Source organism: Microbacterium sp. Leaf288, from assembly GCF_001422925.1.
Lineage (GTDB): Bacteria > Actinomycetota > Actinomycetes > Actinomycetales > Microbacteriaceae > Microbacterium.
The window spans coordinates 1,098,208-1,121,143 of the sequence record NZ_LMNI01000010.1 but is presented as its reverse complement, the minus strand read 5'-3'; the positions used below and the strand labels follow the sequence as shown (position 1 = coordinate 1,121,143).

Sequence of the window (22,936 nt, the reverse complement as noted above, 5' to 3'; positions counted from 1 at the left end):
TGTGGTGTTGCAGGGTTCGGTGGGTCAGGGGGTGTGCGGCGTGCGGACGACCGCGAGGCCGCCGGCGGGCACGACGAGTTCGCCGTCGACGTCTGCGCCGGTGAGGAGCTCGACGCCGGATGCCGCGAGGAAGGCGTCGTCGTCGCGGTGGTTGATCGCGATCGCGTAGTCCGCGTTCTCGCCGCGGCGCACGACGACCTCGAGGCCCTCGGGGTGGGCCGACGGCGCCACCCCCGCATCGGCGTACACGTCGGACATGACGGTGCCGAGGCCCGCGGCATCCAATCGCGTGCTGATGTACCAGCCGTGCCCGGTGCCGTGCGCATGACGCGTGATCGCCGCCTTGCCGGCGCCCGGGCCGTCGACGTACGTCGCCTTCACCTCGGCACCGTGGAGGACGAGGTCCTCCTGCCACGCGTCGGCGGCGAGCGTCTGCGCGGTCGAGCCGGCCCATCCGACCGTGTGCCGCGCGCCCTCGCGGAGCGGCAGGAACTCCTCCACGACGACGCCGAGCGCGTCGCGCAGCGGTGCGAGGAAACCGCCCGGGTGCACGGCGTCGTTCTCGTCGACAATGGCCGAGAAGAAGGAGACGACGAGCGTGCCGCCGTCCTCGACGTAGCGGGTGAGGTTCGCGGCGTCCGCGGCGCTCAGCAGGTACTGCGCCGGGGCGAGCACGAGCTTGTACGCGGACAGGTCCTGGCCGGGCAGGGCGAAGTCGACCGTGATGCCGTCGCGCCACAGCCGCTCGTAGAACGCGCGGATCTGGTCGGCGTGCGACACGTCGACCGACGGGCGCCACTCGAGGTCCTGCGCCCAGAACGACTCGAAGTCCCACAGGATCGCGACGTCCGCCGCGACCCGCGAGCCGCGCACCTCCTCGAGGCGTCCGAGCGCGTCGCCGAGCTCGACGACCTCGCGCCAGACGCGGGAGGAGGTGCCGGCGTGCGGGATCATCGCCGAGTGGAACTTCTCGGCGCCCGAGCGTGACGCGCGCCACTGGAAGAAAAGGATCGCGTCGGCCCCGCGCGCGAGGTGCGTCAGCGAGTTGCGCGCCATCTCGCCCGGTCGCTTGGCGACGTTGCGCGGCTGCCAGTTGACCGCCGACGTGGAGTGCTCCATGAGGATCCACGGCGTGCCGCCGCCGACCGAGCGGGAGAGGTCGGCCGCGATCGCGAGCCCGATCTCGCCCTCGGGATCTGCCGCCCACAGGTAGTGGTCGTCCGACACGATGTCGACTTCGCGGGCCCACGCCCAGAGGTCGGTGGTCCAGCTCTGGTTCGCCATGAAGTTGGTGGTGATGGGCTGCGTCGCGTGGGCGCGGATCGCGTCGCGCTCGGCGACGAAGCAGGCGCGCAGCTGGGCGTCGGTGAAGCGGGCGAAATCCAGGCGCTGTGCGGGGTTGACGACGGAGGGTGCCGCCGCCGGGGCGCCGATGTGGTCCCATTCGCCGTAGCGCTGACCCCAGAACGTGGTGCCCCACGCCGCGTTGAGCGCGTCGAGCGTGCCGTATCTCTCGCGAAGCCAGCCGCGGAAGGCGCGCACCGACTGTGCGGAGTAGTCCTCACCGACCGGCACGCCGTACTCGTTGTGGACGTGCCACATAACTACCGCGGGGTGCGACCCGTAGCGCTCCGCGAGCGCCGAGGCGATGCGCACGATCGCCTCACGGTAGGCGGGCGACGCGTGCGAGGCCATGCCGCGCGCGCCGAAGCCCATCGTGACGCCGTCGCGGGAGACGACGTGCGCGTCGGGGTGGTCGGCGAAGAACCATGCCGGGGGAGACGCGGTGGGCGTGCCGAGGTCGACCGAGATGCCGTTCTCGTGCAGCAGGTCGATCAGCTCGTCGAGCCACGCGAAGTCGAAGACCCCCTCGCTCGTCTCGATGAGGGCCCAGGCGAAGATCCCGACGCTGACCAGGTTGACGCCGGCCTCGCGCATGAGGGCGACGTCCTCGCGCCACACCTCTCGCGGCCACTGCTCGGGGGTGTAGTCGCCTCCGTAGGCGATGCCCCGGATCTCGGGCCAGCGGTCGGGCGAGGTCATGGACGCTCCATCGGGTCGGTGCAGTTCGTGCAGTGCGCTTCGGTCGCGGCGGTGGCTGTGACCGGTCACAGTCTTACTCGGACGGATGCCTCGACGCAGGCTCCGCCCGGGAACCGTTACGTAACTGTGACCGGTCACAGTCGCGATCGTGTCTGCGCGCGAATCGCCCCGTCACGGGGGTAGAGTCGCTCGTCGTGGGGGAGACGACGTCCGTGCGACGCAAACCGACGATCCGCGATGTCGCTGCGGCCGCCGGCGTCTCGCGCGGCACCGTGTCGCGGGTGATCAACGGCGGGCACTGGGTGTCGCCCGACGCGCGGGTGGCCGTCGAGGAGGCGATCCGGCGCACCGGGTACACCGCGAACCACGCGGCGCGGAGCCTCGCCACCGGGCGGGCGGGCTCCCTCGCGTTCCTGCTCACCGAGCCGCAGCACCTGCTCTTCCAGGACCCGACGTTCGCGCTCCTCCTGCGCGGCGCGGCCGAGGCTCTCGCGCAGCGCTCCATGACGCTCGTGCTGCTGGTTGCGGGCACGCCGGCGGAGCGCGCCAACGTCGCCCACTTCGTGAGCGCCGGGCACGTCGACGGCGTGCTCCTGATCTCGTCGCACGAATCCGACCCGCTCGTCGACGAGCTGCTCGAGGCGGGCGTGCCCACCGTGTGCTGCGGCATCCCGCTCGGTCATGAGGCCCAGGTGCCGACGGTCTCGGTCGACGAGATCGCCTCCGCCCGCGAGATGACGCGGTATCTCCGCGGCCGCGGACACCGCCGCATCGCGATGATCGCCGGCCCCCACGACACGCCGGGAGGCAGATTCCGCCTCGTCGGCTTCGAGGAGGAGATGGGCGACGACTTCGACCCCGTCCTCGTCGAAGAGGGCGACTACAGCCAGGAGTCCGGCGCTCTCGCGATGGCGCGCCTGCTGGAGCGCACGCGCGACATCGACGCGGTCTTCGCCGCCAGCGACATGATGGCCGCCGGCGCCATCGCGACGCTGCGCAAGGCCGGCCTTCGCGTGCCGGACGACATCGCGGTGGCGGGTTTCGACGACTCCGGTCTCGCCGCGACGCATGAGCCCGCGCTCACGACGATGCGCCAGCCCTGGGAGCGCCTGAGCAGCGAGATGGTGTCGACGCTCCTGGACGTGATCGCCGGCGCGGCGCCCGAGCCAATCACGCTCCCGACGACGCTGGTCGTCCGAGACAGCGCCTGACCCGACACGCCCGAGTGTTACGTCCGACCCCTTCTCGGGGTGCGGACGAGGGCGTCCGGTCACAGCGGCGGCCGGGGCATCCGCGCTGACTAGACTCGTCGGGTGACTTCCGGCCCCTCGTCCTTCTACATCACGACGCCGATCTACTATCCGAGCGACGTGCCCCACATCGGCCACGGCTACACCACCGTGGCAGTCGACACCCTCGCGCGCTGGCACCGCCAGGCGGGCGACGACACCTGGATGCTGACGGGCACCGACGAGCACGGCCAGAAGATGATGCGCGCCGCGTCGGCGAACAACGTGACGCCCCAGGAGTGGGTCGACAAGCTCGTCACCGAGGCGTGGTTCCCGCTGCTGAAGACGCTCGACGTCGCCAACGACGACTTCATCCGCACGACGCAGCAGCGCCACGAGGAGCGCGTGCAGCAGTTCGTGCAGGCGATCTACGACCGCGGCTACATCTACGCCGGCGAGTACGAGGCGCTGTACTGCGTGGGCTGCGAGGAGTTCAAGCCCGAGTCCGAGATCGTCGACGGCACCGGCGCGTTCGAGGGCCTGAAGGTCTGCGCCATCCACTCGAAGCCCCTCGAGCTGTTACAGGAGAAGAACTACTTCTTCAAGCTCAGCGAGTTCCAGGACAAGCTGCTCGAGCTCTACTCCACGGTTCCCGATTTCGTGCGCCCCGAGTCGGCGCGCAACGAGGTCGTCTCGTTCGTGAAGAACGGCCTCAAGGACCTGTCGATCTCGCGCTCGGCGTTCGACTGGGGCATCCCGCTCCCGTGGGACGAGTCGCACGTCATCTACGTGTGGGTCGATGCGCTCCTCAACTACGCCACCGCGATCGGCTACGGCGAGGACCCCGAGGAGTTCGCCCGCCGCTGGCCGGCGTACCACATCGTCGGCAAGGACATCCTGCGCTTCCACGCGGTCATCTGGCCGGCGATGCTGATGGCCGCAGGACTCGAGGTCCCGCGCGGCGTCTTCGCGCACGGCTGGCTGCTCGTCGGCGGCGAGAAGATGTCGAAGTCGAAGCTCACCGGCATCGCGCCGACCGAGATCACCGACGTCTTCGGCTCGGACGCCTACCGGTTCTACTTCCTGTCGGCGATCGCGTTCGGCCAGGACGGCTCGTTCTCGTGGGAGGACCTCTCCGCCCGCTACCAGGCCGAGCTCGCGAACGGCTTCGGCAACCTCGCCTCGCGCACGACAGCGATGATCGAGCGGTACTACGAGGGCGTCGTGCCCCCGGCAGCCGCGTACACCGACGCCGACCTGCACATCCAGAAGACGGTGGCGGATGCTGCCGCCCACGCGGACGCGGCGATCGAGCGGTTCCGCATCGATGAGGCGATCCACGCGATCTGGACGATCGTCGACGCGCTCAACCTGTACATCACCGAGAACGAGCCGTGGGCGCTCGCCAAGGACGACGCCCAGCGCGAGCGTCTCGGCACGGTGCTCTACACCGCCGCCGAAGGGCTGCGGGCCCTCGCGGTCCTGCTGTCGCCGGTGATGCCCGTCTCGACCGAGAAGCTCTGGATCGCGCTCGGTGCGGCCGAGTCGATCGGACGCCTCGAGGACCAGCCGATCCGCGAGGCGGGCACGTGGGGCGTGCTGACGCCGGGCTCCAGCGTGAACGGCCTCGCGCCGCTGTTCCCGCGCGTCGAGCAGTCGGTCTGATGGCGGCACCGCCGGTTCCGTACCCCGAGGCGGGTTCCGACCCGTCGCAGTACGTGCGCACCCGCGAGAAGGGGTCGCGCGACGTCACGTATCCGGCGGCGCCGGAGCCGCTCGCGGTGCCGGTGTACGACAACCACGCGCACCTCGAGATCGAGGACGGCGTCGGCCTGTCGCTCGACGAGCAGCTCGCGCGCGCGGGCGAGGTCGGCGTGGTCGGCGTCGTGCAGGCCGGAGGCGACATCGACTCGAGCCGCTGGTCGGCGTGGGCGGCAGCATCCCACCCCCGTGTGCTCGCGGCAGTCGCCATCCACCCGAACGAGGCACCTGCGTACCAGGCCGCCGGACGCCTCGACGAGGCGATCGCGGTGATCGACGAGCTCGCCGCGCAGCCGCGCGTGCGGGCGATCGGCGAGACCGGCCTGGACTTCTTCCGCACCGACGAGGACGGCCGGCCCGCGCAGTTCGAGAGCTTCGAAGCGCACATCGCCCTCGCGAAGAAGCACGGCATCGCGATGCAGATCCACGACCGCGACGCGCACGACGCCGTGCTCGAGACGCTCGAGCGCGTCGGCGCTCCGGACCGCACGGTCTTCCACTGCTTCTCGGGCGACGCCGACATGGCGCGCATCGCGGGCGAGCGCGGCTACTGGCTGTCGTTCGCCGGCAACGTGACCTTCAACAACGCCCAGAACCTCCGCGATGCGCTCGCGGTGATCCCGCGCGAGCGGATCCTGGTCGAGACGGATGCCCCGTTCCTGACGCCGACCCCGCATCGTGGCCGGCCGAACGCGCCCTATCTGATCCCGGTGACGCTGCGGTACATGGCCGCCGAGCTCGGCGTCGACGTCGACGAGCTGTGCGCGCAGATCGCGGCCAACACGCTCGAGGTCTACGGGGCGTTCGAGGACTGATCATCGACGGCGAGCTGTGGGACGTGACGGATGCCGACGGCCATCCGATCGGCATCACGCACCGCCGCGGCGACCCTGACTTCCCGCTCGGGCGCTTCCACATCGTCGCCTCGGTCTGCCTCGTGCGGGGCGACGGCCGGGTGCTGATGACCCGGCGCGCCGCGATCAAGGACTACCCGCTGTCGTGGGAGTTCCCCGCGGGAAGCGCCCTCGCGGGCGAGACCAGCGCCGAGGGCGCGGTGCGCGAACTGCACGAGGAGGCAGGCGTGCCGCTCCAGGTGGCGCAGCTGGTCTTGGTGGGGCGGGTCGTCGAGGCGACGGCGCTGTTCGATCTGTACGCCGCGCATGTGCCGGGGGATCCGCCGGTCGTGCTCGACCCCGAAGAGGTCTGCGAGAGCGAATGGGTCCCGTTCGCCGAAGCGCTGCGCCGCGGCGACGCGGGCGAGATGGCCGACCCGTGGGTGCCTCGGCTCGCGCAGTTAGGCGACCGCCTGGCCGAACTCGTCGACACAGGGGATTCGCGCCGACACCTTGGGTGAGGTCCCGCGTCTCGGCGGGAAGCCCTTGGCTCGGCGCGGTGACAGTTGTCAGTCGATCAGAGGGAGCCCGCCCGCGCCGGGTTCGTCCTCCTCGGCGACCTCCTTCGCGGACTCGTCATCCAGCACCGGTTTCGCGGCTGCGATGTGGGAGATCGACCGCCACACGAGCAGCAGCGTGATGAGCGAGCCGCCGAAGGCGAACCACCAGGGAGCGGTGAGTCCCCACACCTGGGCGAGGATGCCGCCGATGAACTGCCCGATCACGAGGCCGCCGAAGACGCCGACCATGTTCACCGATGCGATGCGGCCCTGCAGCTCCATCGGCACGAGGCGCTGGCGGACGGTCGTCGAGATGGTGCCCCACACGAACGCGTACAGGCCGAAGCCGAACATGATCACGAAGGCCACCGCCGGTGACGTGGTGAGGGCGAACGACAGGTGCATGAGCACCTCGAGCGACAGGCACACCCGCATGAGCGTCGAGAACGACACGTGCTTCTCGAGCCGGCCGAAGCTGAAGATCGCGACGATGCCGCCGAGCGCGGCCGCGGTCGTGAGGGCGCCGTAGCCGACCGGTCCCATTCCCAGGTGCTCCGTGGCGTAGAGCACGAGCACACCCCAGGGGGCGGCCCAGGTGACGTTGAACACCAGGATGATGATGACGAGCGTGCGCACCGGTGCGTTGTGGCGCAGCCACTGCAGTCCCTCGCGGATGGCGTGCGCCTTGGTCCCGCGCTCCGAGTCCGGGTGCTCGGGCACCGGCGTGCGCGCGATCCGGGAGATGAGCAGCACCGCGAGCGCCACGCACAGCACCTGCAGCACGAACGGCCAGAACGAGCCCACCGCGAAGAGGAAGGCGCCGAGCGGAGGCCCGGCGAGCTGGTTCGCGACGAGGTAGCCCGCCTGCATGCGGGCGTTGCCGATGCCGAGGTCCGCCGGCTTCACCAGCATCGGCAGCAGCGTGCTGCCGGCTGAATCGGCGAAGACCTCGGCGGTGCCGTACAGGAACGCCACGGCCAGCACCAGCCACACGGTGGCCTGCCCGCTGACGAGGAACGCCACGAGCACGGCCACGATCACCGCGCGCAGGCCGTTCGCCAGCATCACGAGGCGGCGCCGGTCGTGGTGGTCGGCGACGGCGCCCGCGAGGAGGCCGAAGAGGAGCCACGGCAGGAACTGCATCATGGCGCCCGCCGCCACGAGGACCGGCGACGACGTGAGCGACGCGATCAGCAGCGGAGCGGCCGCGAGCGCGATGCCGTCGCCGAGGTTGCTGGTCCACGACGACGCGAGCAGCCACCGGAAGTCCGTTCCGAGGCGCCGCGGTGCGATCAGTTCCCCGAGCGAAGGCATCCCGCCATCCTAGGAGCAGTGGCGGACCTCTCCTTCACCGGGGGTGCGTCAGCTGGCGGTCTTCGCGTCCTTGCGGAGGAACAGCGTCTCCGTCTGCTCGATGTCCATGCCCTTGGTCTCCGGGATCCGGAACAGGACGTAGAAGAACGACAGCGCCGCGAACGCGGCGTACATGCTGTACGTCAGCGGCAGCGACCACGACGACATCGCCGGGAACGAGATCGTGATGAGGAAGTTCGCGATCCACTGCGCGCCCGCGGCCACGCCCAGGGCCTTGCCGCGGATGCGGCTCGGGAAGATCTCGCCGAGCAGCACCCACACCAGCGGGCCCCACGAGGCGCCGAAGCCGACGACGAAGACGTTCGCCGCGACGAGCGCGATCGGCCCCCACGGGGCGGGCAGCGTGACCGCTCCCTCGGCGTCCGTCTCGGAGAACACGAACGAGATCGCCATCAGGCCGAGCGACACCGCCATCATCACCGAGCCCGTCAGCAGGATCGGCTTTCGCCCGACGCGGTCGACCAGGAAGATCGCGACGAGCGTCACGAGGACGTTCGTGATCGACGTCACGACGCTGATCGTGAACGAATCGCTCTCGTCGAAGCCGACGGACTGCCACAGGCTCGTCGAGTAGTAGAAGATCACGTTGATGCCGACGAACTGCTGGAACACCGACAGGATGATGCCCACCCAGACGATGCGCTGAAGACCGAGCACCGGCCCGCGCAGCGACACACCCGCGTTCTTGCGGTCGGTCTCGATCGCGGTCTGCAGGTCGCGGATGGTGTGGTCGAGGTCGGCCGGCGGCACCAGCCGGGCGAAGATCTCGCGCGCCTGGTCGTACCGGCCCTTCGCGATCAGGTATCGCGGCGACTCCGGGAGGGTGAACGACAGGATGCCGTAGACCGCGGACGGGATCACCCCGACGAGGAACATCCAGCGCCAGGCCTCCAGGCCGAACCAGAGCACGTTGTCGGCGCCGCCGGCGGAGTTCGCGAGGAGCGCGTCCGACAGGAGCGCCGCGAAGATGCCGAGCGTGATCGCGAGCTGCTGCAGCGACGCCAGTCCGCCGCGGATCTGGCGGGGCGCGATCTCGGCGATGTAGGCGGGGGCGACGACCGACGCGATGCCGATGCCCAGACCGCCGACGACGCGCCACAGCGCCAGATCCCATGCCGAGAACGCGAGTCCGGCGCCGATGGAGCTGACGAAGAACATGATGGCGCCGAGGAACATCACCCTGAGGCGCCCCCAGCGGTCCGACAGGTTGCCCGCGATGATCGCGCCGACGGCGCAGCCGAGCAGGGCGATCGCGACGACGAAGCCGGTGATGACGTCGTTGAGTGCGAAGTCCTGGGAGATCGAGTCGACGGCGCCGTTGATCACCGACGAGTCGAAGCCGAACAGGAAGCCGCCGACCGCGGCCGCGACCGACAGGCCGATCGCTCGTCGCCCGTACGGGCTCCGGAGGGAGAACGCGTCTGCGGGGATCGATCCGGTCGAGTTCATGCTGGTCACGCTAGCGTCCGGGTCGCCGCCACGGCAGGTGGCACGCGTGCGCAAGATCGGATCCGCACGAGCGGAGCGGTGAGAGGAAACGCCGGGTGGCGGCATCCGCAACCGGCGTGTCGTGCCGGTGATCCGCACCTGCGGATCCGAGATTGGGTGCGCGCACGCCGTACAGTGAACGCATGCCCGTGACACTCCTCGGTGCGGCCGAGATCCGCGCGCTGGCCGCCGAACTCGACGTGACGCCGACCAAGAAACTCGGGCAGAACTTCGTCGTCGACGCCAACACCGTCCGCAAGATCGTGCACGTCGCCGAGGTCGAGCCGGGCGATCGCGTCGTCGAGGTGGGACCGGGTCTCGGATCGCTCACCCTCGCGATCCTCGAGGCCGGGGCATCCGTCACGGCGGTGGAGATCGACCACCGGCTGGCCGAGCGGCTGCCTGTCACCGCCGCCGCGCACGGGGTCGCCGACGGCGCGCTCACGGTCGTCGACGCCGATGCCCTTCGCGTGACCGACCTGCCCGGCGACCCGACCGTGCTCGTCGCCAACCTGCCGTACAACGTCAGCGTGCCGGTGCTGCTGCACTTCCTCGAGCACTTCCCGGCGCTCGACCGCGGCGTGGTCATGGTCCAGGCCGAGGTGGGGGAGCGACTCGCCGCCCCGCCCGGGTCGAAGGTGTACGGGGCGCCGAGTGTCAAGGCCGCCTGGTACGGGCCATGGCGTCTTGCCGGCACGGTGTCGCGCCAGGTCTTCTGGCCTGTGCCGAACGTCGACAGCGTGCTCGTCGGCTTCCATCGCGCGGACGAGCCGCGCGGCGATGAGGAGCTGCGCAGACGGACCTTCGCGATCGTGGATGCCGCGTTCCAGCAGCGGCGCAAGATGCTCCGGCAGGCGACGGCCGGCGTGCTCGGCGGATCGGCGGCCGCAGCATCCGCGATTCTGGAGAGTGCGGACGTCGCGCCGACCGCGCGCGGCGAGGAGCTCTCGATCGACGACTACGTGCGCATCGCGGTCGCCGCGGGAAGCATCTCGGAAAGCTGAAATTCAGCGAAACTTCACCGCGTCGTCGGGAACCGTGCGAAACATGCCGGTAACATTCGAGCGTCCGTCGTCCGGTTCCTCGGCACCTCGCCTCCCGGCGGACCGGAGTGATCTGACATGCGCACCGCCGAGTACCCGGCTCCCGAACGCATCCTGCTGCACCTGAGCGACACGCACCTGCGTGCGCCCGCGACCCCGCACCTCTTCGACGCGATCGACGGCACCGCGCGGCTGACCGAGACGATCGGCACGATCGAGTCGAGCGGCATCCGCCCCGACGCGATCGTCGTCACCGGCGACCTCGCCGACCTCGGCGAGCCCGGCGCATACGCTGCGCTGCGCGCGCTCGTCGAGCCGTTCGCCGAGCGCATCGGCACGCGCGTGCTCTGGGTGATGGGCAACCACGACGAGCGCGGGGCGTTCCGCGCGGGGCTGTACGACGAGGCATCCGATGCGCGTCCCGTCGACCGCGTCGACGAGCTCGACGGCCTGCGCGTGATCACGCTCGACACGAGCGTGCCCGGCCACCACCACGGCGAGCTGCGCGACGAGCAGCTCGCGTGGCTCGCCGACGAGCTGGTGACGCCCGCGCCGCTCGGCACGATCCTCGCCATGCACCACCCGCCCGTGCCGAGCGTGCTGCCGCTCGCCGCGAGCGTCGAGCTGCGCGACCAGCGGCGGCTCGCGGCGGTCCTGCGCGGCACTGACGTGCGTGCGATCCTCGCGGGTCACCTGCACTACTCGACCTTCGCGACGTTCGCCGGCATCCCGGTGTCGGTGGCGTCGTCGACCTGCTACGCGCAGGACCTCACGGTGCCTGTCGGCGGTACGCGTCCTCAGGACGGCGCGCAGGCGTTCAGCATCGTGCACGTGTACGACGACACGGTGGTGCACTCGGTCGTGCCGGTAGACGCGCCGCGCACCCTCGAGTACATCGACCCCGACGAAGCGGCGCGCCGGCTCATGTCGGCCGGGGTGGCACCGCTCATCGCCGCCCGGAGGGATGCGCCGACCGAGCCGATTCCCGTGCTGCGCTGAGCTCGTCGCGCTCCCACGGCGCCCGCACGGGGAACATGCGCTCGAGCGCGCTGCGGAGCGCGCGTACCCGGATCTCTTCGGGCACCTCGGCCTCGCCGCCGTCGTTGAGGCAGAACATGTCGGCGTCGCAGCGTTCGACGAGCCGCTCCATGCGCCGCATGCCCGCCGCGAGCGTCGTCTGGGCGTAGCGCACGCGGGGGGCGCGCGTGGCGATGGCGCGTCCGGTCAGCAGCGCGTAGTAGTGGTACAGGCTGTTGGTGACCGAGATGTCGGTCGCGGAGCGGAATCGGGATGCCGCCGTCCGGGCGAAGTCCTCGGCGAAGGTCTGCTCCAGCTCCGCCATGACGCTGCGGCGCAGTGGCGCCGCGCAGTGCTCGAGGTCGCGGACGATGGTGCGGCCGAACCGCTCCCGCAGGAGCGCGCGGTTCACGCGCAGGCCGTTGTCGTGGCCGCTGCGGTGGAGAGCGGGCTCGCCGGCGCCGATGCGCACCTCGCACTCGACGAACTTCGTGACCCCGCCCGGCGTGAAGAACAGCTCGGGCTCGACGGCGCGTCCGAAGAACATGTCGTCGTTCGAGTAGAGGAAGTGCTCGGCGAGCCCCGGGATGCGATGCAGCTGCGCCTCGATCGCGTGGGAGTTGTGCGTCGGCAGCACCGACGGGTCTGCGAAGAACTCCTCGCTGCGCACGATGGTGACCTTGGGGTGCTCGAGCAGCCACGCCGGGGCGGGGGAGTCGGTGGCGATGAAGATGCGCCGCACCCAGGGTGCGTACATGTGGACGCTGCGCAGCGCGTAGCGGAGTTCGTCGACGTGCCGGTACCGCGCCGGTCCGTCATCGCCCTCGCCCACCACGTACTCGGAGAGCTGGGCCGCCCGCTGTCGCCGGAAGTCGCTCGACGAGGCATCGACCCACGAGAAGACGATGTCGATCTCGTCGGTGACCTCGAGCGGCTGGGCGGCGAACATGCCGGCGACGGTGCGCCACGTGCGACCGTGGCGCTCGACCGTCTCATAGGCGAGATCCTCGACCGGGGTCTGCTTCCGGATGAGCGCGTTGTCGCGCGGAGCCTCGACCGTCTCCTCGCCGAAGCGCCAGAACTCCAGGTGCACGCCGAGTGCCGCCCCGTAGCGCAACGATCCGGACCGGCTCAGGCGGGGGCGGTACACGCGCATCGCGGATGGCGCGTCGGGAGCGGGTGGGGCGTCGCAGGCGAGAAGCGGCGCGCGGCCCTTGGACTTGACGTACAGCGGCTCGCGTGTGCAGACCGCGGCCAGGGCCGCCGTCGCGGCCTCGCGATCGCGGACGTCGACCACGAGCGCGGGGATGGTGCGGTCGTGTCGGATCAGGAGCGTGTCGACGCCGGCGTCGTCGAGTGCGGCGGCGACCAGCAGCAGGTCGGCATCGCGCGCCTCGTGCGGCGCGACATCGTCGTGAACGAGATGCAGGATGCCGCGGTCGACGACCACGTCGGCGCGCTCCACGAGCACGCTCCAGGGGTCGGCCGCGTGGGGCAATGCGGACAGCAGCGTCATGCGGTCCTCCTTCTCGTCGACCCGGGTGGTGGCGCGGATGCGCGCCCCCGGGGTCTCGACACTACGGAGCGTCCGTTACGACGACGTTTCGCACCCAGGCCCTTGACATGGGCCCGGTCGATGTGTCTCCCATCCTTCCCTGCGCGAGCAGGCCGACCTCGCTAGCCTGGACCGGTGACCGAAGACGCGCGCTACCTGTCCCGTGGAGGAGACCTCCACCGCCCCTACACCGCCGACGCCGACCGGTACACCGGTGCGGACTACCGCCGGGTCGGCACCTCCGGGCTCACGCTGCCGCCCGTGTCGCTCGGACTCTGGTGGAACTTCGGCGACAACATCCCGTTCGACAACCAGAGGGCGCTGCTGCGCCACGCGTTCGACCGCGGCATCACGCACTTCGACCTGGCGAACAACTACGGCCCGCCCTACGGCACCGCCGAGACGAACTTCGGGCGCATGATGCGCGAGGACTTCGCGCCGTACCGCGACGAGCTCATCATCTCGTCGAAGGCCGGCTACGACATGTGGCACGGCCCCTACGGCAATGGCGGCTCGCGCAAGTACCTCATCTCCAGCGCCGAGCAGTCGCTGAAGCGCATGAGCATCGACTACGTCGACATCTTCTACTCGCACCGCGTCGATCCCGATGTCCCGGTCGAGGAGACGGTGGGCGCGCTCGACACCCTGGTGCGGCAGGGCAAGGCGCTCTACGTCGGAATCTCGTCCTACAGCGCCGAGCGGACGGCGGTCGCAGCATCCGTCGCCCGCTCGCTCGGCACCCCGCTCGTCATCCACCAGCCGGCGTACTCGATCCTGAACCGCTGGGTCGAAGACGGCCTGACCGGGGTACTCAGGCAGGAGGGCATGGGCGCGATCGCATTCACGCCGCTCGCGCAAGGGCTGCTGACAGACAAGTACCTCGGCGACGGCTCGGCCGAGCGCGCGCAGCAGCGCGGGTCGCTGCCGAACGGCTCGCTGAGCGAGAGAGGCTTGTCGACGCTGCGGTCGCTCGACGTCATCGCGAAGGAGCGCGGGCAGACGCTCGCGCAGATGTCGATCCAGTGGGTGCTGCGCGACCCGGTCGTCGCGTCCGCGCTCATCGGCGCCTCGCGTCCCGCGCAGCTCGACGAGAACCTCAAGGCGCTCGAGGGGCCGGCCTTCACGGTCGAGGAGCAGGAGCGCATCGACGCCCTGTCGGACGGCATCGACGTGGACCTCTGGGCGGAATCGGCGAACCGGTGAGTCAGGCTCTCGCCGCGGACGGCGTCCGGGTGCGGGCACCGGGCAAGCTCAACCTCTTCTTCGAGGTCGGCGGCGTGCACGACGACGGGTACCACGACGTCGCGTCGGCGTACCAGGCGGTGTCGCTGTACGAGGATGTGTGGGCGTCGCCTTCCGACGAGTTCACCGTGTCGATCTCCGGCACCGTCGATGTGACCGGCGTCCCCGCCGACGACCGCAACCTGGCCGTCCGCGCCGCGCGGCTCGTCGCGCAGCGCATCGGCCATGCGGGCGGCGTGCACCTCGACATCGTGAAGCACGTGCCGGTCGCGGGCGGCATGGGCGGAGGATCGGCGGATGCTGCGGCCGCCCTCGTCGCGTGCGACGCGCTGTGGGGGGCCGAGCTCGGCACCGCCGAGCTGCACAAGCTCGCGGCGCGGCTCGGCGCCGACGTGCCCTTCGCCCTGATGGGCGGGACGGCCGTCGGCACCGGGCGCGGCGACCAGCTGAGCCCGGCGCTCGCCAAGGGCCGCTTCGACTGGGTGGTGGTGCCGTCGGAGGACGGACTGTCCACCCCCGAGGTCTACGCGCACCTCGACGAGCTGCGTGCGCGGCCCGACATCGACGCGGGTGCCCGGGTGCCGGCGGTCGCGCCCGGCGTGCTCCACGCGCTGCGCGCCGCGGACCCCATCGCGCTCGCCGAGCACACGCGCAACGACCTGCAGATCGCTGCGCTGTCGCTGCGCCCCGAGCTGCGCGAGGTGCTCGAGCTCGGCGAGGAGTCCGGCGCCCTGGCCGGAATGGTGTCGGGGTCAGGCCCTACGCTGGCTTTCCTGACCGTCGACCCGGAGTCGGCGCTCGAACTGCAGATCACCTTGTCGGCCGCGGGCTACGAGGCGCTCCACGTGCACGGTCCGGTCGCCGGCGCGCGCGTGGTCACCTGAGCCGGCCCTCGACCGGCCGCACACCCACCTGAGCCCGCGCGGGCGCGGAGAGGAAGAACAATGAGCACGTCCGTTTCGACATACGGCCGCATCGGCGAGACCGAGCGCGCCGCCTTCCGCGCGGGTCCGGTCGACGAGGAGTCGGCCGGGCGGCTCGCGACGAACGGACTGGACTACCGGCGCATCGCCGTCGACAGCGACGAGTACGTCGGCTGGCTCCAGTCCGTCGCGCGCGGCTTCCAGGACGGGGAGCGCACTGCGGAGCAGATCGCCGCGACGCGCGAGCGCAGCGGCTACCGGCGGCTCACAGGCGTCTTCGACCCGGAGTCGCCGATGGACGCTCCCGTCGCGACCATCGCGTCGTGGCTCGGCGAGCTCACGGTGCCCGGCGAGGCGATGATCCCGTCGTGCGCGATCTCCGCCGTCACCGTCGCACCGACGCACCGGCGCAAGGGCGTGGCCCGCGCGATGCTCGAGGGGGAACTGCGAGCGGCCCAGGCGGCCGGCATCCCGATGGCGATGCTCACGGTGAGCGAGTCGCCGCTGTACGGGCGGTACGGGTTCGCGCCGGCAGCAGCGGGCGCCTCGTGGACGATCGAGACCAAGCGCGCCGGCTGGATCGGCCCGCAGCCCGCCGGGCGGATCGACTTCATCGGCCGCGAGCGTGTGCGCGAGCTGATGCCGGCCCTGCACGAGCGGGTGCGGCACCGCCACCCGGGCGAGATCGACGTGCCGGGGAGCCACTGGGATGGGTTCGCCGGCACCAACCCCGCCGCCGAGAAGACCGCCGAGAAGCGCGCCGTGCAGTACTCCGACGCCGCGGGCGAGGTGCGCGGAGTCGCGGTGTACGCGGTCCGCGAGAACCACGACGACTTCACGAAGGCGACCGTCTCGGTCCACTACCTGCTGGCCGAGACCGACGACGCGTACGCGGCGCTGTGGCGGTTCCTGCTCGAGCTCGACCTCGTGGCCGAGGTGCACGCGGGCGAGCTGTCGGTCGATGAGCCGCTGCTGTGGATGATCGCGGACCAGCGCGCGGCGAAGGTCAGCGTGCGCGACCACCAGTACCTGCGGATCATCGACGTCGTCGCCGCGCTCGAGACCCGTCGCTACGGCGGCTCCGGCACGCTGGTGCTCGACGTCTCGGACTCGCTCGGCATCGCCTCCGGCCGTTACCTGCTCGAGGTCGATGGGCGCGGCGCCGCCCGCGTGCGGATCCTGGGCGACGGCGAATCGATCGATGCGCCGACGGTGGCTCTCGGCGTCGCCGAGCTGTCCGCCACGTACCTCGGCGGTGTCTCGCTCGCGACTCTGGCGGCGGCAGGACGTGTGACGGTGACGGATGCTTCGGCCGGGGCATCCGCGGACGCGCTCGCCAAGGCGACCCGCGTGCTCGGCTGGCACACGGCGCCGCGCCTGAGCATCTGGTACTGAGCGAGCGGGCGGGGGAGGTGGCGAAACCGAACGAAACACGGCGATCGAGTGCTTTAGGCTAGCCTTACCTGTCTGTTTCCGAGGGGTTCCCCATGCCTTCACGCCTCCCGTCTTCCGCGCGCCTGCGCCACTTCCTCGTCGTACCGGTGGTGGTCGCGGGCCTCGCCCTGGCCGGCTGCGCCGGCGGAGCCGCGGGCGAGGACGCCGCCGATCCGGACGCCCTCGTCGTGTACAACGCGCAGCACGAGCAGCTGACCGAGGAATGGGCCGACGCGTTCACGGCGGAGACCGGCATCGATGTCGTGCTCCGCAACGGCGACGACAGCGAGCTGGCCAATCAGCTCGTGCAGGAGGGGAAGGCCTCCAAGGCCGACGTGTTCCTCACCGAGAACTCCCCGGCGATGTCGCTCGTCGAAGATGCGGACCTCTTCGCCCCCGTCGACGAGTCCACCTTGGCCCTCGTTCCCGAGCAGTTCCGTCCGGCCTCGGGTCTCTGGACGGGGATCGCCGCCCGCTCGACCGTGCTGGTCTACAACCCCGAGCTGATCTCGGAGGGCGAGCTCCCGGCATCCCTTCTGGACCTCGCGGACCCGCAGTGGAAAGGCAAGTGGGGTGCCGCGCCTGCGAAGGCCGACTTCCAGGCCATCGTCTCGGCCGTGCTCGCGACCCAGGGTGAGGACGGCGCACGCGACTGGCTGGACGGCATGGCCGAGAACGCGGTCGAGTACCGCAACAACATCGTCACCATGAAGGCGGTCAACGCCGGCGAGGTGCCGATGGGCATCATCTACCACTACTACTGGTTCCGCGACCAGGACGCCGCAGCCGAAGACAGCGCCGACACGAAGCTGCACTACTTCGGCAACCAGGATCCGGGTGCCTTCGTCAGCATCTCGGGCGGCGGCGTGCTGAAGAACGCCCCCCACGCCGACGAGGCGCAGCAGTTCCTCGCGTTCATCGCGGGGGAGCAGGGGCAGAAGATCCTCGGCGAGGGCTACAGCTTCGAGTATCCCGTCGCCTCTGACGTCCCGGCCAAGCCCGAGCTGCCCCCGCTCGCCGAGCTCGACGCACCCGTGATCGACCCGTCCACGCTCAACGGGCCCGCGGTCATCGAGCTCATGACGGAAGCCGGACTCCTCTGACCCAGCTCCAGACGCGAACACCCGCGCGCGGCTCGACCGAGAGGCGTCCGCCCGCCGGGCTGGTCGTCGTCGTCGCGGTGCTGGCCCTCGGCGCGCTGATCCCGATCGGCTACGTCGTCCAGGCGGCGTTCGCGATGGGGTGGGACCAGCTGTCGGCCCTCGTCTTCCGGCCGAAGGTCGCCGAGCTGCTCGTCAACACGGTGCTGCTGGTGGTGATCGGCGTACCCGCGACCGTCGTCCTCGGCGTGGGCGGCGCCTGGCTCGTCGAACGCACGACGCTGCCGGGCCGCGGGATCTTCAAAGTCGCCCTGGCCGCTCCGCTGGCGATCCCCGCGTTCGTCGCGAGCTACGGCTGGGCCAGCGCCATCCCGTCGATGAACGGACTGTGGGCGGCGGTGCTGGTCGCGACGCTGGCCTACTTCCCGCTGGTGTACCTGCCCGCCCTCGCGGCGATCCGGGGTCTGGACCCTGCGCTCGAGGAATCAGCGCGCTCCCTCGGCATGGGCTCGTGGGCCGTCTTCTTCCGCGTCGTCGCGCCGCAGCTGCGGCTCGCGGTGCTCGGCGGCGCCCTCGTGGTCGCCCTTCACCTCCTGGCGGAGTACGGCGCGTTCGCGTTCCTGCGCTTCGACACGTTCACCACGGCCATCGTCGTCGCGTACGAGAGCATGTTCGCCGGCCCGAACGCGGCCGCGCTCGGGCTGGTGCTCGCGCTCCTGTGCCTGATCCTCCTCGGCGCCGAGTCGGCCGCCCGCGGCCGCGCCCACTACGCCCGCGTCGGCGGCGGCTCTCCGCACCCGGCGGAGACGCTGGGGCTCGGCCCGCTGACGGTGCCGGCGCTCGCCGCGGTGGCGGCCGTGCTGGCGGGCGCTCTCGTGGTGCCGCTGACGAGCGTGGTCCGATGGCTCATGAGAGCGGATGCCGCAGCCTTCGGCGACGTCGGCATCGCGGCGCTTCAGACGCTCGGTCTCGCGCTCGCGGGTGCGCTCTGCACCATCGCCGTCGCCCTCCCGTTCGCGTGGCTGGCGGTGCGCTACCCGGGACGGCTGTCACGGCTGCTCGAGGGTGCGGCCTATCTCGCGAGCAGCCTTCCGGCGATCATCGTGGCGCTCTCGTTCGTGGCGGTGACGCTCGCCTTCGCGCCGTCGCTCTACCAGACGGCGTTCACCGTGGTCGCGGCCTACGTCGTGATCTTCCTGCCGCGGGCGCTCGTGCCGCTGCGCGCCGGGCTCTCGCAGGTGCCGGAGTCGCTCGAGGAGGCCGCGCGCGCCCTGGCGGTGCCTCCTGCCGCCGCCCGGCTGCGGGTCACGGTGCCGCTGCTGCTCCCGGCGATCGGCGCCGGCGCCGCCCTCGTGGCGCTGGGCGCGGCCAACGAGCTCACCGCGACCCTGCTGCTCGCCCCGACCGGCACGAGCACGGTGGCCACGAGCTTCTGGTCGGCGGCATCCGCCCTCGACTACCCGACCGCCGCACCCTACGCGGTGCTGCTGGTGCTCCTGTCGGTGCCCGCGGTCGCTCTGATGTTCACGCACGCGACGGGGAGGACCCTCAGATGACTCTTCGGCTGGAGGGTGTGTCGAAGGCGTACGGCGGCACCGAGGTGCTGCGCGACGTCTCGCTCGACGTTCCCCGCGGCACGCGGCTCGCACTCGTCGGCGCCTCCGGAAGCGGCAAGACCACGCTGCTGCGCCTGGTCGCAGGATTCGTCGAGCCCGACGCCGGGGTGATCAGCCTCGGCGATCGCGAGCTGTCGGGACACGGAAGGACCGTGCCCACGCACCGGCGCGGCATCGGCTACGTCGCCCAGGACGGCGCGCTGTTCCCGCACCTGTCGGTGGCCCGCAACATCGCCTTCGGGCTTCCGCGCGGACCCGGTCGCGCGGCCCGCGTGCGCGAACTGCTGGAGCTCGCGTCCCTGCACCCTGACCTCGCCGCGCGGATGCCGCACGAGCTGTCCGGCGGTCAGCAGCAGCGGGTGGCGCTGGCGCGCGCTCTCGCCCAGAATCCCGGGGTGATCCTGCTCGACGAGCCCTTCAGCGCGCTCGACACGGGCCTGCGGTCCGCGACGCGCGACGCCGTGGTCGACGTTCTGGAACGCAGCGGCGTCACTGCCGTGCTGGTGACGCACGATCAGCACGAGGCACTGTCGTTCGGCCACCAGGTCGGGGTTCTCGTCGGCGGGCGCCTCGTGCAGTCCGGCGACCCGATGGCGGTGTACGACGCCCCGATCGACGCGAGCGTGGCGCTGTTCCTCGGTGATGCACTGGTGGTTCCCGCGCGCTCCGACGCGGACGGTGTCGAGTGCGGGTTCGGTCGGCTGGCCGTGCGGCACGACCTGTCGGGCGGAGCCTCGCGCGTGCGGGCGATGGTGCGGCCCGCACAGCTGCGCGTGGCCGCGGCGGCGCACGGGGCGGCCGCCACGCTGGCCCCGGTGGCGAACGGCACCGTCGTCGCGGTGCGTCCGGCCGGGTCGACCGCCGATCTGCGGCTTCGCGTCGGCACCGGCGAGTTCGAGGCCGAGCTCATGTACCGCGTGCCGCAGCACCGCGCAGCCGCGTTCGCGCCCGGCACTGCCGTGCGCGTGATCGTCGAAGGCGGCGTCGTGCTCTACGCCGCGGCAGGCGAGGCCACTGCGACGGGAAGCGTCATCACGCGCGGCGCAGCCGCAGGCTGACCGGTGCCGTCGCGCGGCGCAGCCACGCCCACCCGACCGCAGCACCGGCGCCGGCACTGACGTACAGCCGGTACGCGATCACGCCGACGACGAACGACAGCAGCGTGCCGAGCCACGGTGCGCTCTGCTCGAACGGCGGATACACCTGCCAGTGCGTGAGGTACACGAACAAGGAGGCTCCGGCCACGGTGACGACGAGCGGCACCGCGAGGCGGGGGAGCGGGATGGCCCTCACCCAGACGAGGGCGAGGATCCCGCCCGCTACGATCGCCTCGCGCCACGGCTCGCCGAAGAAGCCGAAGGTCGCTGCGACGGCGACCACGGAGACGACGATGCGCCGGGCGGTCGTGTCCGCTCGAGCGACGAGCCATCCGAGGACGACGAGCCACAGGACGACCGGTGCCGAGTACCGCTCCACGTACTCGGCGGTGGGCCCGGTGATCGCGAAGCGGGCGGTGAGCGCGACCGCGAGCGCGACCAGGGCGAACCCGAACGGCGCCCGGCGCTCGAGCCGCTCGATGCGGCGCACCGCGAACAGCGCCGCTGCGCCCGCGAACGACCAGAGCATCGCCTCGAGGAACCAGAACTGCCATTGCTCGTTCCACCGGCCGTCGCCGGGGACGAAGTTGTTCAGGAGCGCGACGGTCGTCGGCGCGTACTGGCCGGTGACCAGCGCCACCGCGCCGATCCACAGCACCGCGGGGACCGCGAGCTGGGTCGCGCTGCGCCCGAGGCGCCGCAGGCGCGCGGTGCCCGGGGCGGGCGCCAGCTGGAATCTCGCGAGGTTGTAGCCGGCGACGGCGAGGAGAAGGTGCGCACCGCCCTTGAGGGCGAACAGATCGGCGTGGGTCGCGACGATGACGAAGATCGCCGCCGCCCGCAGCACGACCGGCGTCTCGAGGCGCGTCCACGAGAACCGGCGACGCCAGGGGCGCATGACCGACGTCGCCGCCGCAGCCGCGGGCGCGGCCTCCGATTCCGTGTTCGTGACGGGCAGCTGCAGAGGTGAAGCGGATGCCGCGAGCTCGCGCGGGGTGCGTGTCGGCCAGTCCCGGGGGAGCGCGCCGACCATCTCCTCGAGTCGCAGTGAGAGCTCGACGTAGCTCAGAGAGTCGCCGCCGAGCCCCGCGAACGTGTCGTCGATGCCCGCGTCGGGCTCACCCAGAAGCGTCGCGTACAGGTCGCGCACGGTCTCGGCGGTGACGACGGCCGGATCCGTCGGTCGGAGGGCGGCCGGGCTGCGCTCGTGCGCGGCGGCGAAGCGCACCAGCGCCGCGTAGTCGCGTTTGCCGTTCGAGGTCCGCGGGAACTCGGTCACCGCGTGGGCGCCGATCACCCGCGCCGGAACGCCGGTGAGGGCCGCGGCGCGCTCGCGAGCACGGTCGGCCGCGCGCTGGGAGGTCGCGAACAGGAGCAGCCGCTCGTCGGCGCTCGCCGCGCGCACCTCGATCCCCTCGTCGGCAAGGAGGTGCTCGACGCGATCGAGGTCGAGGCGCAGGCCGAAGACCTTCACGAAGCGGTTCATGCGGCCGACGATCTCGTACAGCCCGTCCGTGCGCAGCCGCGCGACGTCTCCGGTGCGCAGCTCGGTCACGGTGCGCCCGAGCGGGAAGTCCTCGGGCCCGTGGGCGTACCCCATCATGACGTTCGGGCCCTCGTACACGAGCTCGCCGGACTCGGCGCCGTCGACGGCATCGATGCGGAAAGCGCCGCCGGGGACGGGGCGTCCGATGGCGCCGGCGTGCGTCATCGCGAGGTCGGGTGGGAGGTACGCCATTCGAGCGGTGGCCTCGGTCTGCCCGTACATCACGAAGAGTTCGAACCCGCGCTCGCGGCCGAGGTGCGCGAACCGCCGCACCGCGTCGGGAGCCATCCGGCCGCCCGCCTGGGTGAGGTAGCGCAGCGACGGCAGGTCGCGGCCGTCGAAGCCCCGCGCCTCGAGCAGCTCGAACGTGTACGGGACGCCGGCGAACGAGGTGACGGCATGCGTGCGCGCCCGGCGCCAGAACTCCTCGTCGGCGACCGAGCGCTCGGTGAGCAGCAGGCTCGCGCCGGTCAGCAGGTGGCTGTTGACCACGGACAGCCCGTAGCAGTACTGCAGGGGAAGCGTCGTGGCCGCCCGATCGGCCGGGGTCAGCTGGAGATACTCGGCGATCGCCGCGGCGTTGCTGCGGACGTTCTCGGCCGACAGTCGCACGAGCTTCGGCGAGCCGGTGGAGCCCGACGTGCTCGAGAGGACGGCGAGATCGGGGTGGAACTCGTGGCGGCTGCCGGCGCGCCGCTCGTCTAGCGTCCAGCCCGAGACCCCGTCGTGGGCGACCACGTCGGGGTCGAACCGTGCGATCAGCGATGCGCGGTGCGCGCGCGCGGCCTCGTCGTCGTCGCCGGAGACCAGGAGCACCGGGTGTCCGCCTTCGAGCGCGGCGAGATAGGTGACGATCGGCTCGACCGCGTTGCCCGCGGCGATCATCACGAGCCGGCGCACGTCGCCGAGTTCGTCCCGGCGCCGCATCACCCGATCGCACAGTTCCGCGTAGTCGAGCCGCGTGCCGTCTGCGATCAGCGCGGTGTGGTCGGGATCCCCTCCGAGGAGGGACAGGCCGAGGGCGGGCGCAGTCGCGGTCATAGAGGGAGTGGCTTTCTCCTGACGCGCCGCCGCG

Annotated in this window: 17 protein-coding genes; 12 read left to right on the top strand and 5 right to left on the bottom strand. The window is 71.4% G+C overall.

The features are described from left to right. Positions 1-24: 24 nt before the first annotated feature. Entirely contained in the window at positions 25-2,043 is a 2,019-nt protein-coding gene (locus tag ASF40_RS09275; RefSeq protein WP_056368123.1) for a beta-galactosidase, read from the bottom strand. A gap of 212 nt (positions 2,044-2,255) precedes the next feature. On the opposite strand from ASF40_RS09275, the gene ASF40_RS09270 reads away from it, so the two are divergent. The 4 genes from ASF40_RS09270 (at position 2,256) to ASF40_RS09255 (ending at position 6,387) form a co-directional block, all read left to right on the top strand. Then, the gene (locus ASF40_RS09270; RefSeq protein ID WP_396822763.1) at positions 2,256-3,254 is read left to right on the top strand and encodes a LacI family DNA-binding transcriptional regulator; all 999 of its coding nucleotides are present in this window, start codon (positions 2,256-2,258) and stop codon (positions 3,252-3,254) included. Between the two features lie 102 nt (positions 3,255-3,356). After that, positions 3,357-4,937 carry a methionine--tRNA ligase gene (gene metG, locus ASF40_RS09265; RefSeq protein ID WP_056368119.1) on the top strand — a complete coding sequence of 527 codons (1,581 nt, stop codon included), beginning with the start codon at positions 3,357-3,359 and terminating at the stop codon, positions 4,935-4,937. After that, complete coding sequence (locus ASF40_RS09260) at positions 4,937-5,848, top strand: TatD family hydrolase (RefSeq protein WP_056368117.1); 912 nt, start codon at positions 4,937-4,939, stop codon at positions 5,846-5,848. The genes metG and ASF40_RS09260 overlap by 1 nt, the downstream gene beginning before the upstream one ends. Positions 5,849-5,871: 23 nt before the next feature. Further along, positions 5,872-6,387 (top strand): NUDIX domain-containing protein, encoded by a 516-nt coding sequence (locus ASF40_RS09255; protein WP_056368115.1) that lies wholly within the window; start codon positions 5,872-5,874, stop codon positions 6,385-6,387. Between the two features lie 48 nt (positions 6,388-6,435). Here the strand turns inward: ASF40_RS09255 and ASF40_RS09250 are convergent, their stop codons facing one another. Together ASF40_RS09250 and ASF40_RS09245 are read right to left on the bottom strand one after the other, a co-directional pair. Further along, positions 6,436-7,740, bottom strand: a complete 1,305-nt coding sequence (locus ASF40_RS09250) for an MFS transporter (RefSeq protein ID WP_056368113.1) — start codon at positions 7,738-7,740, stop codon at positions 6,436-6,438. Positions 7,741-7,788: 48 nt separating this feature from the next. Next, entirely contained in the window at positions 7,789-9,249 is a 1,461-nt protein-coding gene (locus ASF40_RS09245) for a sugar porter family MFS transporter (RefSeq protein ID WP_056368112.1), read from the bottom strand. A gap of 182 nt (positions 9,250-9,431) precedes the next feature. Here ASF40_RS09245 and rsmA point away from each other — a divergent pair, with 182 nt between their 5' ends. Further along, positions 9,432-10,292: a 16S rRNA (adenine(1518)-N(6)/adenine(1519)-N(6))-dimethyltransferase RsmA gene (gene rsmA, locus ASF40_RS09240; protein ID WP_056368422.1), complete on the top strand. Its 861-nt coding sequence runs from the start codon at positions 9,432-9,434 to the stop codon at positions 10,290-10,292. Between the two features lie 117 nt (positions 10,293-10,409). Beyond that, a complete protein-coding gene (locus tag ASF40_RS09235) occupies positions 10,410-11,330 on the top strand; it encodes a phosphodiesterase (RefSeq protein WP_056368110.1) in 921 nt (306 codons plus the stop codon). Here the strand turns inward: ASF40_RS09235 and ASF40_RS09230 are convergent. After that, positions 11,278-12,864: a stealth conserved region 3 domain-containing protein gene (locus tag ASF40_RS09230; RefSeq protein WP_056368108.1), complete on the bottom strand. Its 1,587-nt coding sequence runs from the start codon at positions 12,862-12,864 to the stop codon at positions 11,278-11,280. The two genes, ASF40_RS09235 and ASF40_RS09230, sit on opposite strands and share 53 nt — an antisense overlap. A gap of 174 nt (positions 12,865-13,038) precedes the next feature. On the opposite strand from ASF40_RS09230, the gene ASF40_RS09225 reads away from it, so the two are divergent. From ASF40_RS09225 to ASF40_RS09200, 6 genes are all read left to right on the top strand, one after another. Continuing rightward, positions 13,039-14,106, top strand: coding sequence for an aldo/keto reductase (locus ASF40_RS09225; RefSeq protein ID WP_056368106.1), 1,068 nt, complete (start codon positions 13,039-13,041; stop codon positions 14,104-14,106). Beyond that, positions 14,103-15,029: a 4-(cytidine 5'-diphospho)-2-C-methyl-D-erythritol kinase gene (locus ASF40_RS09220; protein ID WP_056368104.1), complete on the top strand. Its 927-nt coding sequence runs from the start codon at positions 14,103-14,105 to the stop codon at positions 15,027-15,029. Before ASF40_RS09225 ends, ASF40_RS09220 begins: the two co-directional genes overlap by 4 nt. 60 nt (positions 15,030-15,089) lie before the next feature. Then, positions 15,090-16,463, top strand: a complete 1,374-nt coding sequence (locus tag ASF40_RS09215) for a GNAT family N-acetyltransferase (RefSeq protein WP_056368102.1) — start codon at positions 15,090-15,092, stop codon at positions 16,461-16,463. 92 nt (positions 16,464-16,555) lie between these two features. Beyond that, positions 16,556-17,605, top strand: a complete 1,050-nt coding sequence (locus ASF40_RS09210; protein WP_056368101.1) for an iron ABC transporter substrate-binding protein — start codon at positions 16,556-16,558, stop codon at positions 17,603-17,605. Positions 17,606-17,682: 77 nt separating this feature from the next. Further along, entirely contained in the window at positions 17,683-19,158 is a 1,476-nt protein-coding gene (locus ASF40_RS09205) for an ABC transporter permease (protein WP_235560177.1), read from the top strand. After that, on the top strand, positions 19,155-20,276 hold the full coding sequence (locus ASF40_RS09200; protein WP_056368096.1) for an ABC transporter ATP-binding protein: 1,122 nt from the start codon (positions 19,155-19,157) through the stop codon (positions 20,274-20,276). Before ASF40_RS09205 ends, ASF40_RS09200 begins: the two co-directional genes overlap by 4 nt. Here ASF40_RS09200 and ASF40_RS09195 read toward each other — a convergent pair. After that, positions 20,251-22,902, bottom strand: a complete 2,652-nt coding sequence (locus tag ASF40_RS09195) for an AMP-binding protein (RefSeq protein ID WP_056368094.1) — start codon at positions 22,900-22,902, stop codon at positions 20,251-20,253. The genes ASF40_RS09200 and ASF40_RS09195 overlap by 26 nt on opposite strands. Positions 22,903-22,936 lie beyond the last annotated feature (34 nt).